The 15,932-nt window shown below is 37.2% G+C and carries 17 protein-coding genes and 1 pseudogene; 6 read left to right on the forward strand and 12 right to left on the reverse strand.

What is annotated here, in order from left to right:
- Positions 1-86: 86 nt before the first annotated feature.
- The 4 genes from ACLIJJ_RS14865 (at position 87) to ACLIJJ_RS14880 (ending at position 3,437) form a co-directional block, all read left to right on the forward strand.
- A complete protein-coding gene (locus ACLIJJ_RS14865; protein ID WP_411411180.1) occupies positions 87-791 on the forward strand; it encodes a response regulator transcription factor in 705 nt (234 codons plus the stop codon).
- A complete protein-coding gene (locus tag ACLIJJ_RS14870; protein WP_411411181.1) occupies positions 745-1,722 on the forward strand; it encodes a sensor histidine kinase in 978 nt (325 codons plus the stop codon). Before ACLIJJ_RS14865 ends, ACLIJJ_RS14870 begins: the two co-directional genes overlap by 47 nt.
- A gap of 67 nt (positions 1,723-1,789) precedes the next feature.
- Complete coding sequence (locus ACLIJJ_RS14875) at positions 1,790-2,713, forward strand: ABC transporter ATP-binding protein (RefSeq protein WP_411411182.1); 924 nt, start codon at positions 1,790-1,792, stop codon at positions 2,711-2,713.
- Positions 2,706-3,437, forward strand: coding sequence for an ABC transporter permease (locus ACLIJJ_RS14880; RefSeq protein WP_233315023.1), 732 nt, complete (start codon positions 2,706-2,708; stop codon positions 3,435-3,437). Before ACLIJJ_RS14875 ends, ACLIJJ_RS14880 begins: the two co-directional genes overlap by 8 nt.
- Positions 3,438-3,472: 35 nt before the next feature.
- On the opposite strand, the gene ACLIJJ_RS14885 is transcribed toward ACLIJJ_RS14880, so the two are convergent.
- The 4 genes and pseudogenes from ACLIJJ_RS14885 to ACLIJJ_RS14900 form a co-directional block, all read right to left on the reverse strand.
- Positions 3,473-3,898: a PH domain-containing protein gene (locus ACLIJJ_RS14885; RefSeq protein ID WP_411411183.1), complete on the reverse strand. Its 426-nt coding sequence runs from the start codon at positions 3,896-3,898 to the stop codon at positions 3,473-3,475.
- 86 nt (positions 3,899-3,984) lie between these two features.
- The gene (locus ACLIJJ_RS14890; protein ID WP_233315021.1) at positions 3,985-5,076 is read right to left on the reverse strand and encodes a low temperature requirement protein A; all 1,092 of its coding nucleotides are present in this window, start codon (positions 5,074-5,076) and stop codon (positions 3,985-3,987) included.
- A gap of 197 nt (positions 5,077-5,273) precedes the next feature.
- The gene (locus ACLIJJ_RS14895; RefSeq protein WP_411411184.1) at positions 5,274-6,470 is read right to left on the reverse strand and encodes a DUF4085 family protein; all 1,197 of its coding nucleotides are present in this window, start codon (positions 6,468-6,470) and stop codon (positions 5,274-5,276) included.
- Between the two features lie 18 nt (positions 6,471-6,488).
- Positions 6,489-6,986: pseudogene (locus ACLIJJ_RS14900) on the reverse strand (VOC family protein).
- 378 nt (positions 6,987-7,364) lie between these two features.
- On the opposite strand from ACLIJJ_RS14900, the gene ACLIJJ_RS14905 reads away from it, so the two are divergent.
- Positions 7,365-7,682: a winged helix-turn-helix transcriptional regulator gene (locus tag ACLIJJ_RS14905; protein ID WP_233315019.1), complete on the forward strand. Its 318-nt coding sequence runs from the start codon at positions 7,365-7,367 to the stop codon at positions 7,680-7,682.
- Between the two features lie 73 nt (positions 7,683-7,755).
- Positions 7,756-8,391 carry an NAD(P)H-dependent oxidoreductase gene (locus tag ACLIJJ_RS14910; protein WP_233315018.1) on the forward strand — a complete coding sequence of 212 codons (636 nt, stop codon included), beginning with the start codon at positions 7,756-7,758 and terminating at the stop codon, positions 8,389-8,391.
- Between the two features lie 47 nt (positions 8,392-8,438).
- Here the strand turns inward: ACLIJJ_RS14910 and aroQ are convergent, their stop codons facing one another.
- The 8 genes from aroQ to ACLIJJ_RS14950 all read right to left on the reverse strand — a co-directional run bounded on the left by aroQ (position 8,439) and on the right by ACLIJJ_RS14950 (position 15,929).
- Positions 8,439-8,882 carry a type II 3-dehydroquinate dehydratase gene (gene aroQ, locus ACLIJJ_RS14915; protein WP_411411185.1) on the reverse strand — a complete coding sequence of 148 codons (444 nt, stop codon included), beginning with the start codon at positions 8,880-8,882 and terminating at the stop codon, positions 8,439-8,441.
- Between the two features lie 25 nt (positions 8,883-8,907).
- Positions 8,908-9,807, reverse strand: a complete 900-nt coding sequence (locus tag ACLIJJ_RS14920) for a quinate/shikimate dehydrogenase (protein WP_233315016.1) — start codon at positions 9,805-9,807, stop codon at positions 8,908-8,910.
- 48 nt (positions 9,808-9,855) lie between these two features.
- Complete coding sequence (locus ACLIJJ_RS14925) at positions 9,856-11,034, reverse strand: MFS transporter (RefSeq protein WP_411411186.1); 1,179 nt, start codon at positions 11,032-11,034, stop codon at positions 9,856-9,858.
- Positions 11,035-11,074: 40 nt separating this feature from the next.
- Complete coding sequence (locus ACLIJJ_RS14930; RefSeq protein ID WP_411411187.1) at positions 11,075-12,274, reverse strand: MFS transporter; 1,200 nt, start codon at positions 12,272-12,274, stop codon at positions 11,075-11,077.
- A 517-nt stretch (positions 12,275-12,791) separates the two neighbouring features.
- Positions 12,792-13,808, reverse strand: coding sequence for a LacI family DNA-binding transcriptional regulator (locus ACLIJJ_RS14935; protein ID WP_233315013.1), 1,017 nt, complete (start codon positions 13,806-13,808; stop codon positions 12,792-12,794).
- Positions 13,809-13,960: 152 nt separating this feature from the next.
- Complete coding sequence (locus ACLIJJ_RS14940) at positions 13,961-14,566, reverse strand: alpha/beta hydrolase (RefSeq protein ID WP_233315012.1); 606 nt, start codon at positions 14,564-14,566, stop codon at positions 13,961-13,963.
- Entirely contained in the window at positions 14,566-15,510 is a 945-nt protein-coding gene (locus tag ACLIJJ_RS14945; RefSeq protein ID WP_233315011.1) for a ring-cleaving dioxygenase, read from the reverse strand. Before ACLIJJ_RS14945 ends, ACLIJJ_RS14940 begins: the two co-directional genes overlap by 1 nt.
- Before the next feature lie 200 nt (positions 15,511-15,710).
- Positions 15,711-15,929, reverse strand: coding sequence for a hypothetical protein (locus ACLIJJ_RS14950; RefSeq protein WP_411411188.1), 219 nt, complete (start codon positions 15,927-15,929; stop codon positions 15,711-15,713).
- Positions 15,930-15,932 lie beyond the last annotated feature (3 nt).

The raw sequence follows: 15,932 nt of genomic DNA on the forward strand, positions 1-15,932 counted from the left end.
GCGTATAATTTATAGCAAACTCCAAATATGGAATTTTTTAGAGGAAAAACAAATGACAATTAGTAAATATAGAAAGAAGTGATCTTGTGACTACTCATAAGGCATTAATCATCGATGATGATACAGAGCTTTGCAAACTGCTGCAGAATTGTCTAGCCACAGCTGGCACTGAAGCAGATGTTGCTCATACTGCTTCGAACGGCATATCCCTCTTCCTTAACGGCCATTATCATGTTGCGATACTTGACGTGATGCTCCCTGATATTAATGGCTTTAGTTTATTAGAACAGATTAGGCAAAACAGCAATATTCCCATTTTAATGTTGACAGCTAAAGGTGATGAGACAGATAAAGTGAAAGGCTTGCAGCTTGGTGCAGACGATTATTTAACAAAGCCCTTTGGTATTCGAGAGTTTCTGGCCAGAATTGAATCTTTAATCAGGAGAAATACCATTTTAAACGCTCATGATTCGAAGGCTTTTAATAGTAAATTAACCTTTCCTACTATTACTATCGATGCAGACAATCGCTCTGTTTTCATAGATAGTGAGTTTGTGAAACTGACAGCAAAGGAGTTTGACTTGCTGTATTTTTTGGCTTGTAACAAAGGCAGAATCTTCACAAAAAGCCAGTTATACAATCAAGTCTGGCATGATGAATATGCTTTTGATGATAACAATATCATGTCCTTTATTAGTAAATTACGAAAAAAAATTGAGAATCCCGCCAAAGGCCTCTTATTTATTGAAACTATTCGCGGAGTTGGTTATCGGTTTAATCATCATGGTTAATATTTTATCTATTATTTTTTCTGTTATTTTGCTGCTCATTGTTATTTTCCTATTCATTTACATACGTAGTATAAAAAAAGAGCTGAACGATATTACCCTTGTAGTCGATGAGATGGTGCAAGGAAATATGGACAGGCGTATCGTTATTGCTGAAAATTCCATTGCTGCAGAGTTAAGCTATAAAATAAACGAAGTTGTTATTAATGCGAAGAATGAAATTGTCCACCATAAACAATCTGAAAAAGCATACCGGCAGTTGGTTACAAGCTTGTCCCATGATATAAGAACTCCTTTAGCCTCTTTAACCGGCTATCTTGAAGCAATACAACTAGGTTTAGTTAATGATAGTGATAAAGACCATTATTTGAAGACATCCTTATCAAAAGCGCATGACCTCCATCATTTCATTGATACTCTGTTTGAATGGCTGAAGCTGGAATCAGGTGAACGGCTGTACCAACTGGATGAAGTGGAGATATTTGAATATATAAGAACAATAGTGGCTGACTGGATTCCTCAGCTGGAGGATGCTGGCATGGACTATGTTATTTCTATTCCAGAAGAAGTGCAGTATATGATAACAGATAAGACAGCATGGAAACGTATATTAGACAATCTCTTGCAAAATGTATTAAATCATAGTTCTGCTTCCTCTCTGTTCATACATATTTACATAAAAAACAGTAATGTCTATGCGGAAATACGAGATAATGGGATTGGAATTGCTGAATCTCATTTACCACATATTTTTGATAGGCTTTATAAAGGAAATTCTGCTCGTGGTGTGAAAGGCAACGGACTTGGTCTAGCTATCGTGAAGGAATTAGTTAAAGGAATCGGAGGAACGATAACCGTTGAGAGCGCTCTAAAGCAAGGTACAGCTTTTTTTATGTACCTGCCTTTACATCTCCCTTCAAGCAAACAAGAATAATTCAAGTTAACGGCAAGGTTTAAGCAAGGTTAGCCTGTTATTCTTGTAAGGAAAGGAGCTGAATGATTTGAGCGATTATATTATTCAAACGAAAAATCTGACAAAAAAATATGGAAACAATACAGTGGTCGACGGTGTACATATAAATGTACGGCGAGGACATGTTTACGGTCTGCTAGGAAGGAATGGTGCAGGCAAAACGACAATAATGAAAATGTTATTAGGATTATCCTCCATATCTGCTGGTGAAGTTCACTTGTTCGGGCAACCACTTAATAAGAATCAAAGTAAGCTGTACCCAAGGATTGGGTCTATTGTAGAAATTCCAGGCTTTTATCCTAATCTCACTGGAACGGAAAATCTGCAGATATTTGCTAGGTTGAGAGGAACGATAAAAAAAGACGCAGTAAAGCGTGCCCTTGAAACAGTGGACCTTCCTTATAATGACAGCAAAAAGTTTGCAGCCTATTCTTTAGGAATGAAACAGCGGCTTGGGATAGCAAACGCCCTTCTTAATGATCCGGAATTATTGATTTTAGACGAACCAACAAACGGTCTGGATCCAATTGGAATTGCAGAAATTCGTGCTTTCATCCGCAGCTTAAGTACAGAGTATGGAAAAACGATTCTTATATCCAGCCATATTCTTTCAGAAATTGCCTTAATGGCAGATGATATCGGCATTATTGACAAAGGTGTTCTACTAGAAGAAAGCACAATGGCAGAGCTTGAAAAGAAGAACAATAAGTATATTTGTGTTTGTGTTTCATCTCAATCACAGGCAGCACATGTTCTTGAACACAGCCTTGCTATTTCCGACTATTCCGTCGAAGCAGACAACTCTATTCGAATTTACGATACTACTGTAAATCCTGAAGAACTAAATAAGCGCTTAGTAACAGCTGGTGTGGGTGTTTCTACTATTCAAATATGCAATGATAATCTAGAAGAATACTTCAAAAAAATTACAGGGGGTGCAGGCATTGCTTAATGTTCTTGCTGCAGAATGCATGAAGCTTCGTCGCAATAAACTAATGCTAGTTTGCACTTGTCTCGCTCTTCTCCTGCCATGCCTGCTCATTGCAGATGACCTTTACCAGTACAAAGGCACAACACCTGATGATCCTGTTATGACTTGGCTCTTTAGCCAATCCTTATTGTGTCAGTTAATTATTTACCCAATCTTGAGCTCCTTTTTACTGACATTTCTGATTCAAAAAGAATATAGTGACCATACAATGATCAATACGATGACCGCACCTGTTAAACGCGAAAAATTTCTGGCTGGAAAGATAATTGTTTGGGCTGTGTGGCATATGATAATAACCCTGCTTTATCTTGGCATTATTCTTGCTGGAGCTTACTTCTTATATGGCAGTCAGTCTTCGAGCGAATCTGTCCCTGAAATGATAGAAATGGTGGGAAAAACCGGAGTATACAACTTTTGCACACTCACTCCTGTCATTTGGATAGCTGTTATGCAAAGGAAAACCTTCTACCCTTCTTTGCTATGTTCCCTTATTTTCAGTGCGATTGGATTTGCTGGGTTATACTGGCCGGAAACACTAAGCAGCATCGTACCGTGGTCTGCGGTTGCATTGTTAACCGCTCCAGGAGTAAACGTGTTTTTCGGTATAGCATATGCTTCTATAAGCATATGTGCAATTGTTGGCCTATTTATGTCCTTCTATTCCTTCAAGAATCAGGAGTTATAAGGTTAATTGGCGGGGAAAAAGAGCATTTCTCCGCTTTAGTTACTGACTTTCATATGAGGACATTTGCTAGAAAGGACTTTTATGAACATTTCCCTTTTCTCCGGTGAGATAAGAACAGAGCTGTATTTATCGTAGAAGATTTCAATTCGGTGTAAGGATAAGGCGGGGCTTGATAAGGGATTTCTTGTTTTCTTAAGAGATTGTATACGATGGAGCGGTATGGTCGTCTGGAATGGTCCATATTTAATTATTAAGCTGTCGTCTGTGATGACATAATAAGTAGCCAGCCAAAACCACAGCATAATTAGTGGTAAAATAATGGCGCCAAGCAAAACGATTATGAACACATATATACTGAATGGTTTTACCATAAGTCCATATATGCCACTGCCTATTGCAAAAATACATGCTCCCCAAATAATAAAGGTTAACCACCAGTCTTTTTTTGACTTAAACTTCACTGAAGTCACCTCCGAGAAAAGTTAGTTTATTTATTCTTTTAGACTGCAGAAATCGCAGTCTAAAAGAATAGGTATCACGCTTTTTCTTAAGTTGTTGTCAGCTTTGCATAAACAATAAAAAAGAATGTTAATTCCACTACTATTACTATTGACGAGACAGGAACAAGTAAATTAAAAATAAAGAACACTGCCAGCATGCCTAAAAACAAACCTAAGTGATAGATTTTTAGACGATGATGCACATGTCTGTACTGATGGAAAACAAATGTAGTCGAAAAGAAGTACAGCAGCACAGATCCGAAGGTGAAATATAAGCTAAAATGATAGTCAATCTCATGTAAAACCATCAGTCTGATGGATGCAGCAATTGCACTTAATGACATAAGTATAAATAGATGTCCATAAATGATTGTTTGACCGGCAGTTTGGATGGATTTATCTACTTTTTTCTCGACGTTATCAAAATACTGCCACCACATCGCAATAATCAGTAAAAATGCTCCAATCGCAAAACTGATTGATTCCCAATCTCCTTGAGTAGGCTGAATGACTGCCAATGTACTGACAAGTGACTCACCAAAGAGGATAATTGTAAATAAACCGAAACGCTCTAAAAGATGCCCTGTGTCTGTAGGTACTTTAACTAAATATTTACGGCCTAATATCGGCACAATTATATCGATAAGAATTCCTGCATACAGGATGGCATAACGAATCCACGACTCGAAAAACAGTGACAATAACGAAACGGCTATTCCTATCCAGAAATATCTTCCGAAAAATTGTGCTGCCAGCTTCCGGTCTCCCTCTTCAATCCGTTGCACGACCAAATATTGAACAGCTGTTACAGCTCTTAAGCCAATATACCCGATTAAGAAGGACAGATAATACGGATCAAAATCTACCGATAAGCTTGAAGTCATAAGTAACGCAAAAAACATTTGTAGAATTAAAAAGATTCGCTGATGAAACGCATCCTGTCCGAAGCGGTTAACAAACATCGTTTGTCCTACCCATGCCCACCAAATCGGCACAAATATCAGCACAAATTTAAACAAATATTCTGTATGTATATGTCCGTCTTCCACATGTAGCAAAACATGTGTAGCGACCGCAACTGATGCAACAAACAGTAAATCATAAAAAAGCTCTAACCATGTCACTTTCTTTTCATGCAATTTAGAATTCCTCCTCATTCCCCTTAAAATATAATTTTTCTTTTTTTATGTAAGATTCAGAATATTCCCCTGATATTCAGATAAAGAATGCTCTACAGCTTATTTTAACAGAATAAGCAACGTATAAATAGGTAATATATTGTTTTCACCTCCTTCCAAAACTACAAAAAAACTGCCAAAAGGCAGCCTCAGAAGTTTTACAGAAGAAGGGACTGATATTTCCTGCTTACTTCATCTGTTAATATATCTTTTTCATAAAAATATGTTAGATAGACACTTAACAGCATTTCATTTTCTTCTGTAATTTCCACTTGTAATAATAACGAATTGATTAAATCCAGATGTATTTCAGGGTTATGATAAATGGTATTCCAAGCACGAACTTGCATTTCTATACTGCCTTCTAAGATTGCTGCTTCTAATTCTTCTACTGCCAGCGGTTCATTAGACTGACTGTCCGGATCTTCATAAATATCGGTATAAAGAAAATCAGCTAGATGGTATTCAGCTAAGCTATATTGTGATTGGCTGTTTTTTGATGTGATAATGATCTTATTTTTTTCGAATTCAACCTTGCCATTTACGAGTTGAACGTTGTTTGTAAAGGACTGAATAGGTGAGAGTATGTCTTGTGTAATCAGCCAATATGAATGCTCTCCGTTCAGCTGCTTCACGAAGTCATTCCATGCTAAATCTTCCAGCTTTTCCTCCGCTCTAAATTGCGTGTAAATACTTGGGCGATAATAACATTCCGCATTTATATTCTCCATATGAATAGTCCATTCTGTTTCAGGACAGTCAAGCAGCACACGTAAAGCAAAACCATCTTTCGTTTTCTTTAACTCACTGTATAGCATATATTGTCCTGCCATAATCAGACAAGGATCTTCTTCTGCTGTAATATTTTCAAAATGGAAGTGTATATAAGAAGCTGTAGAAAAACCTCCTTCTGTATTAACAAAAAGATGCAACTCATTTCCCTTCCGTTCCAACCGCTCTACCACAAAATCATGTATTCCTGCTGCAAAAACCGCTTGTGCTGTTGAAGATAGTGATGCAGCGGCTTCAGTTGTTTGCATATAGGCAGCATCTAAAATATCTTCAAATTTCTCTTCTTGCTCCTTTATCCATTGCAAATAATCAGCACGGACTGTTGCAGGAAGATCAGGCTGATTTAATGTGCCATCTTCCAAATAAGGTAGAAACAACTTTGGCAAAACTTCCTGTAATTCTGCTTTCACATCCTCCAGTTCATCTTTTAAAGCTGTATGTATATCTTCGCCCTCTTCTTTTGCTTCCGATAACACCATTCCCCATTCCTCATCGGTTTCATTTATCGGCAGTAGATTACATTGGGTAAAAGCTTTTTTTGCCTCCAATGTAAGATTCCACATAGTTAACAACTCCTCGTTTTATTGTGTATAAGCATCCTCTAATACACTTAAGTCAATTTTTTTCATTTTCATCACAGCGTTCATTACTCGCTGTGATTTGTCCGGGTCAGGATCTGCTATCATATCATTCAAACTTACTGGGACTATTTGCCAGGATACACCAAAACGGTCCTTCAGCCACCCGCACACTTGGGCCTTCTCATCGCCGCCTTCTGACAGCTTAGTCCAATAATAATCAAGCTCCTCTTGTGTTGCACAATGAACAATAAATGAAATGGCTTCCGTGAATTTATGTGTGCTGCCACCGTTTAATGCGACGAATTCCTACCCTTCGATAGTAAAGCTTATCGTCATTACATCTCCCTCGGAAATCCCGCTGATTATTTGACGCTGTTTACCGTAACGTGTAATTTTGCCAATGGAAGAGTTGTTAAAAATCGACGTATAGTGCCTCACCGCATCTTCTGCCTCTGTATTAAACCAAAGATTTGCTGTGATTTTTTGAATAGTAGACATGAGTACGCTCCTGACAAGTTTAATTTATTGCTGTTAACTCTTCCTACGTATTTTTGCATGGCAAAGTTTCATTTCAGCAAGGAACTCAAACAAATTTATTATAATTTTATTATGTAAACAAGAATTCAAAATCTTTATTTAGCAAATCGCACTCAAAAACTTCAGCTCTATTGCTTTCTAACTTTTTCATTACTAACTAAGACAGATACTACTCTCCTATACTCTGCATCATTTTTGCACGCTTTCATGTACTGTTTTTACTTTTCTTAGTTACTATAATGTTAATTTGTTAAATTCCTCACAAATATTAGTTATAATATAAATATAAAAAATCATAATAAATAACGAAGAAATCTATCTTGAAGGAGATATATGTTAATGAACGAACAGCATCAATTAGGCCCTAAAGTGGAAAAAAGCTTTGAACTTATCGGAAAAAGATGGACGGGCTTAATTATTTATGTTTTGTTAAGCGGACCTAAGCGCTTTAGTGAGATACACAAAATCATACCGGATTTAAGCAAACGCATGCTTACGGAACGAATGAAGGAATTAGAGGATCATGGAGTAGTGATTCGGCATATTATCACCGAAAGGCCAGTGCGAGCAGAATACTTATTGACAGAAAAAGGGTTAGAATTAGGAAAGATTCTTGGTCCGATAAGCCAATGGGGTGAAAGTTGGATGAGTGACTAGTTAGCAACAAAATTGCATGCAGATGGAAAGTAAATAAATGACGAAACTTTTATCGACGAAAAAGGAGCAGAAAATGGCTAATATACTATATATCACAGCTAATCCCTATGATGAGACAACATCCTATAGTATGGCAGTAGGACGAGAATTTATCGAAGCTTATAAAGCATTACATCCAGAGGATCATATTGTTCACCTAGACTTATACGAAGCAGATATCCCCTATTTAGATAGAGATGTATTTAACGGCTGGGAAAAACTAAAAGCAGGCACCCCTTTCGAACAGCTTTCCAATATTGAAAGACTAAAAACAGGCCGTCTTGCAGAGTTAGGAGGACAATTCTTATTGGCGGATAAATATGTTTTTGTGAACCCTATGTGGAATTTCTCCATTCCTGCCGTTATGAAAACATATATCGATGCAGTGACTGTATCAGGAAAAACCTTCAAGTACACAAAAGAAGGTTCTGTAGGGCTGTTAAAAGGTAAAAAAGCATTCCATATTCAATCGAGCGGTGATATTTACACGCATGGCTCTGAAGCTAAGAATGAAATGAGCAATCGCTATTTAGAGGTTATGATGAATTTCTTCGAAGTGTCCTCTTTTGAAAGTATTATTATTGAGGGGCAGCAGCGATTTCCTGAAAAAGCAGAGGAAATTAAAGCAAAGGCTATTATTCAAGCACAAGAGGCCGCTGCCAATTTTTAAATAAGCATATAAAAAAGGCCAGATATCAACATATCTGACCTTTTCATTTATTTTTGGCTTGCTGCTACCGCTGCACGAATACCGAGCACATAGCTTTCTTCTCCGAATCCAGAAATTTGACCTGTTGCAATATCTGCAAAAACAGATGTATGACGGAATTCTTCACGTGAATGGATATTAGACATATGAATTTCTACTACAGGTACAGTCAATATAGCTAATGCATCTCTAATTGCGTAGCTGTAATGTGTCCATGCTCCTGCGTTTAACACAACACCATCTATACCATTTAGGAATGCTTCATGAATCTTTTCAACCATTTCCCCTTCATGGTTTGTTTGATATGTTTCAACTTCAATTTGCAGCTCATCTGCTAATTTTTGAATATTGCTGTTGATTTCCTCTAATGTAATTGTGCCGTATTGCTTCGGGTCACGTTTACCGAACATATTATGGTTGACGCCGTGTAACATAAGGAATTTTTTTCTCATTGTTTTTCTCTCCAATCGTTTATAATTATTGATTGTCTCCGAATAAAATTTCCTTCACTTGCTCAACAGGCATATCAACACCTGTAAACAGCTTAAACCCTAAAGCACCTTGCCATAACATCATTCCTAAACCGTTAATAGCTGTTGCGCCAGCTTCTTCTGCCTGTGCCAATAATTTAGATTTTTGCGGGTTGTAAACAACATCTGTTACGACTAAGTCCTTACGTAGCACATCTAAAGTGTCGTCAATAATACTTAAATGATCTAGCGGCTTCATGCCAAGGCTTGTACCATTAGCAAGAATTGCACTCTCTGCTACTTCACGACGGAATGCTTCTTTATCTTCTAGTGGAAACAGATTAGCTTTTACGCCGAATTGCTTCATTTCCTTATTAATGTAATCTACATTTTCCTCAGCTTGCACGAAGAAAGCATCATTACGAGCGAAAATGCTGATTTCTCTTATACCTGATTGTACTAACTGGATTGCAATTGGAGTCGCCGCACCGCCTGAACCAACTAGTGTTACTTTTTGGCCTTCAAGGCTCACACCATGTTCGATTAAGTTCTTCACATAGCCTTGTCCGTCTGTATTGTATCCAATTAATTTTCCGTCACGGTTCACTACTGTATTGCTGGCACGAGCATATTTTGCCGAATCATCCAGTTCATCCAAATACTCTAACACTTTCATTTTGTTCGGCATAGATACATTGAAGCCTGCTGCCCCTGCTGCTTTTAGGCCTTTAACTGTTGCTTCAAGCTCATCATTACCAACTTCAAAAGCAAGATAAGCATAGTTTAAATCTGTTAAAGTGTATGCTAGATTATGCATACGTGGTGAAAGACTGTGCCCGATTGGTGTAGCAAGTAAGCCTACTAATTTTGTTTTTCCATCAATATTTTTTTCGTGTACGTTTGACATATTAGTAATCTCCCTTATTTCATAAATTTGTATTTTTATATTTAAATATTAAGCAAAAATCTTTTTGAATCTGCTTAATACGTATACAGCAAGAAGAACACTGACTACTGCGATGACCATATCGAATACTAATGTCATCGATATTCCCGCCGAACCTACTAAACTGCTAGTAATGATTGGAACAAGTATAAAGGATGCACTTGAAGCAATATTTACATACGAAGATGCAGTTGCTTTATTTGCTGGGAACAGCTTCATCATAATACTTAATGCTAATTGCAGAATTCCTGATGTAAACAGCCCCATTAAGAAGGTACAAACCAAAACAATTCCATAAGAGTTGACCATAAATAAGACAAGCATGGATACAAAAGCACCGATTGGATAAACGATTGCCACCATAATTGGCGAGATGAATTTATCTAACACAACAGCGAGTAACAATACGGAAACAAGTGCGCCAATACTAAAGTAAGAAAGCAATTGCACTGCTTGGCTTGAATCAAGTCCTATAAATTGTTTACCTAGCTGCGGCAGCCATGTTTGCCATACAACAAATAACGCTGTTGAGGTGAAGCCCATTAAAATAACGGCAATTCCTTCCCCAGCAAACTTTGGCTGTGCTTTAAACACAGTTTCAGCAGCACCATCTGCTTTTGTAAGATTTTTATGATTTGGGAAAGGCATAAACATTAAGTAAATACCAGTTAGTAGATATAACACTCCAAGTCCAAAGAATGTCCAGCCCCAGAAAATACCGTTAGCTACTAAGATTGCCATGATAAATGGAAGCAATGTAGCACCGATTGATACAGATGCTTTCACTAACACAGAAGCTGAGCTTGCTTTCTTCAGGAATGACTCTGTTAAAGCTGGATACGTCCCTGAATCAAGCAGTGAATTGGCGATACCAGCAGATATGGCAAAGATAAATGCTACGATATAATTGGTTGTCGTTGGAACACCAATTAAGAATACAAGATAGAGGAAATTAGCCGTTATAATGACTGGCTTTCTTCCTAATTTGTCAGAAAGACGGCCAACAAAAAACAAGGCTATTAATTTCCCAATTCCAATCGCAGAAACGAGCAGGCTTATTTGTCCAACAGAAACTGCGTAACGTTCCGAAAGATTATCCATATTGGAGGCGATAATAATATTGATCATGCCGAGCATAAAGTAGTTCATATACATTCCAAATGATGACTTGATAAAAGGATTTTTCATTTTTACACTCCTAAATACAAAAGCTTTTTTAAATAAGAAATTATTTCTCTAAAATTAATTCGCTGTGCTTGTTCCTTTTGCGCATATATATAAACAGAGCAAGAATCGTGCTTATAAAAGCAATAACAAGGTCTAACACAAACACAGAGGAAACTCCTAAATATTTGATAAATAGCCCCGTAATGAAAGGGATTACAATAAAGGCGATACTCGCAGCAGCACTTATATACGAAACGCTTACTCCTTTGTTATGTGGAAATAGTTCAATCATGACCGTAACAGTTAACTGAAATATCCCTGACATAAACAATCCTAGACAGAAGGCATTCACAGCAATCAATGTCGGATTTTTATTAATGATTAACAACAATAATGCAAGGAACGCAAATGCTGGTAGAATAACTATGGCCGTAATCGGTTTTATCGTTCTTTTTAACAGGACAGCAAGCAATAGAATGGAAATAAGCCCGCCTGTACTGTAAAAGCTCAGTAATCCAATTGATTTCATCTTGTCTAAATGAAGAACCTCTTGTCCGTATGTTGGCAGCCATGTTTGTACGACCGTAAATAAAGATACAGAGCTAAATCCTAATAATATAAGTGCAGCACCTTCTTTCCAAAGCTTTGGTCCAGTCGAAGATGCAGTCTCTGATCTAGTTTCTTGAGACACCTTTTCTTCCTTGATTTTTGGAAAGCTAACCTTCATTAACAACAGCCCATTGCATAAGAACAGTAAGGCAGGAACAAAAAATACTAATCCATAGAACAGTTCATGCACGATAAAAAAGTTAATCATTATTGGAAGCAATGATGCACCAAAGGATATAAAGGCTTTTAAAAGAACGGTTGCTGTTCCGGCAGCTTCATTAAAGGCTTCATTTAGTGCAGGGTACGTACCTGAATCGAGCAAAGAATTGCAGATACCTGCGACAAAGGCCAGTCCCATTGCAATTTGATAATGCGATGTCAGTGGGATTCCTATTAGGAAAACCATATACAGCAAGGCAGCAGCCACCACTAGCGGCTTTCTTCCATACCGATCGGAAAATCGGCCTGAAATATTAATAGATAGTAAGTGCCCCACCCCGACGACTGATATTAACAAACTGATATCGGTTTTTTCCACATTTAGTTGCTCAGATAAAAAACTCATATTGGAAGCTAAGATAATATTGACCATTCCTAACAGGAAATAACTCAAATACAAGCCTAGCGCCATGTTTAAATGTTTATGTTTCATTTGATACTCCTAATTTTAGGTTAAACGCTTACAACCATTACTATTTGTTTTCAACTTGTTTTTATACGTTAAATCACCGTTTTACAAGCTGATTACTTCATTAGCTTTATTAACCTATTTAGTACATCGTTCTACTAAATTTATTAGAATAAATTCCTTATCTTATAACAATTTAAAATTCTATCACCTCTCTTTTAGTATATCGTTCTACTAAATAGATAAAAAATATCTCCTTGCACCTATAAATTAATCTTGTACGTATTTTAGTACATCGTTCTACTAAAATACTTTTTATAGATACAAAAGAATCTAATAAAAAAAGTTATTTTTAGTAACCTCGGTTACTTTACGTACCTATAATAATCCTAAAATTACTTAGAGTCAAGAATTAAATTTTGTATTAACAAGGTGTCAAAGTGTGAAACTAGCTCCAAACCGCACTATATGAGGATGCAGAAGATAACAAAGCAGCAAAAAACTTTAATTTGGATACTCCGCTTCATTATCTTCATTAGTATTATGTAGATGTTTCTCTAATAACTAGTTCTGGATTTAAGATAATTCGTTGTTGAATTGGATCGTCCTGTTCCAGTTTATTATATAAAATCGTCGCCGCTTTAACTCCTATCGTACGAGGAAAGGAGGAGACTGTTGTTAACGGAGGATGATATATTTCCGCTTCAGGAATGTTATCAAAGCCTACAATATCAATATCTTTGCCTGGAGTCATTCCCTTCATTCCTAAACCTTGCAGTACACCAAATGCAACAAGATCACTAAAACAAAAAATAGCTGTTGGCGGATCGGGGTTTTTAAGCACCTCTAAAACTGTTTGAACGCCGCCTTCACTCGTCGGCAGACCATCGATTATGAGTGATTTATCCACTTCTAAACCAGCCATAGAATGTGCTTCCTGAAAGCCTTTCATCCGGTCTTTCCATGTGGTTGACATCTTTATGCCTCCAAGAAAAGCAATCCGCTTATGTCCCTTTTTTAAAAGATGCTCTACAGCAAGGAAAGTTCCCTTTATGTAATCAATCCCAACATAATCACAATTCGCATGATCTACTTCTCTGTTTGCAAGCACGACTGGCAATTCTAAATGATTCAATTGACTTACTGTGCTTTTGTTGCTTTTTGATGCTGGATTAATAATCAGACCATCCACTCTATGTTCAACCATAGTAGAAATTAACCGTTCTTGTTTTAACACAGAATCAAAGGTTGTTCCCAGTAATACGGTATAATCCATCTTCTCAAGTGTTTGTTGAACACCTATTAAAAATTCGGAAATAAATTTATTCGATATATCCGTCACTATCACTCCTATAATTTTAGAGCTTTGTGACCTTAATTTAGCTGCGACTCGATCGTATACATATCCTAGTTCTTCAATAGAATCTAATACTTTTTTTCGAGTAGCATCTGAAATTCGAGGATTGTTGCGAATGACTAAAGAAGCAGTCGAAGTCGAAACACCGGCATGTTTAGCAACATCTTGCAAAGTAATCCTCCGTTTTCTTTGTTTCAACAAAATCACCATCTAATCTTTATAAGTTATCTATTATTATAATCGATATTCTGCTGTTTGCATCATTTGTTGTATTAATTTAACTATTTTAAGCTTTTCATACACGAAAAAAAGTCCGATAAGATGACTTATCAGACTTAATTCGGGAAAAACGCTTAAAAGACTTTTTTATACCAGCGAGATGCAGCCTCTGCTTCTGTTGCTGTCAAGGAATGGCCGCGGCTTTCCCAATGCATTTCAACGTCGGCATTTGCTTTTTGCAGCAGTGACTCGAGTTCACCAGACTCCAATGGGGAGCAGATTGGATCATTCGTTCCAGCTGTGATGAAGACAGATTTCCCCGAGAGATCTGGCAAATCAATGCCTCTTCTTGGCACCATCGGATGATGAAGAATAGCACCTTTTAATGCGTCTTTATAGTGAAATAATAAGCTTGCTGCAATATTAGCTCCGTTAGAGTAGCCGATTGCGACAATATTTTGGCGGTCGAACCCATATTTAACTGCTGCCTCATCCAGAAATGCATTCAATTCATTTGTTCTGAATACTAAATCTTCTTCATCAAAAACACCTTCTGCCAGTCTTCGGAAGAATCTTGGCATGCCATTTTCCGATACATTTCCACGAACACTTAATACAGATGCCTGATCATCCATTAAACCGGCAAGCGGAAGCAAATCTAATTCTGTTCCTCCAGTGCCATGCAGCATTAATAATGTTGGTCTTTCAGGACTGGTTCCTTTATTAAATATATGCTTCATTATTTATCTCCTCCTAAAGAACGTATCTCTATTTTTGGTAATGTCTGTTCCAATTCTTCTCTTTTAGCTTCCAGCCATTCTGGCAGCATCAGCTTGCTTCCGAGCGTGTCAATAGGTTCATCTGCTGTAAAGCCTGGCGGATTTGTTGCTATTTCAAAAAGAATGCCGCCTTCTTCATGAAAATACAATGCTTTAAAGTAATTACGGTCCCGTAATTCTGTTGGGTAATAGCCCTTTTCCTCTAGTAGAGCTCTCCATTCTAACAGTTCTGCTTCATCCTTCGCTCTCCAAGCAATATGATGAACTGTACCTGCACCCATTAAACCGCGTATAGATGGATGGAGCTGAATATCAATAATATTCCCAAGGTCCCCTGCTGATCTGAATCTTAGAATTTCTTCCTGCTGGCCGACGAATTCTAAGCCTAATATATCTTCAAGCACTGCCTTTGTTTTATGAGGCTGAGCAGAATATAACACCGCTCCGCCAAAGCCCTTTATTGCATTTTCAGTTGCTATTTCATCAGTACTCCAAGTATTTACTGGTCCTTCACTTCTTTCGACAAGCTCCAGCTGCAGTCCATCTGGATCACTGAACTTGATTGTTTTCTCTCCAAAGAGTACAAATGAAGTGAATTCGACTTCGAAGCTGCTTAACCGATTTTCCCAAAAGGCACTTGACCCGGTTGGAATAATATATTTAGTGACACCGACTTGACCTGTTCCTATTCTGCCTTTGAGCTGCTGTTCCCAAGGAAAAAACGTAATAACTGTACCAGGGTCTCCTGTCTCATTGCCGAAATAAAGATGATAAACCTCTGGTCTGTCAAAATTGACTGTTTTCTTAATAAGTCTTAAACCGAGCACGCCTGCATAAAAATCTATATTCCTTTGAGCATCATTTACCATTGCTGTTATATGGTGAATACCTAATGTTTTCAACATTGTCTTTTTCCGCCTTCCACAATTTATTGGTTTTTAGGCTTTTATGTTAAAATCCAGGAAGTCTTAAAATATCTCGAATTCGAGATATTAATTTAAAAAAATATTTCGAATTAAATTATCTTGAACACAAGATAATAATAAGCTATATTTCCATAAGTGTCAATATAAAATAAAAAAGATTTTTGCCATTCCTTTACAGATTACTCCTTCTCTGTAAAGGAAATAATTTCGGCAATGCCCATAAAATTATTGCTGCGAAACCCCCATAAGTCATCATTTCCAATAAAGTGATAATTAAGCTGCTTCAATAATGCCTCTAAACTCTCTTTATTATCTGTTATATGCAGCTTATGCTCCTCAATCAGCCGTTCTTCTTCCCCGCTTACCTCATAATAACTGAATAATATGGAATAAAACACTTA

Origin of the sequence: Niallia laureatilytica (genome assembly GCF_046613985.1) — a bacterium.
Taxonomy (GTDB): domain Bacteria; phylum Bacillota; class Bacilli; order Bacillales; family Cytobacillaceae; genus Niallia.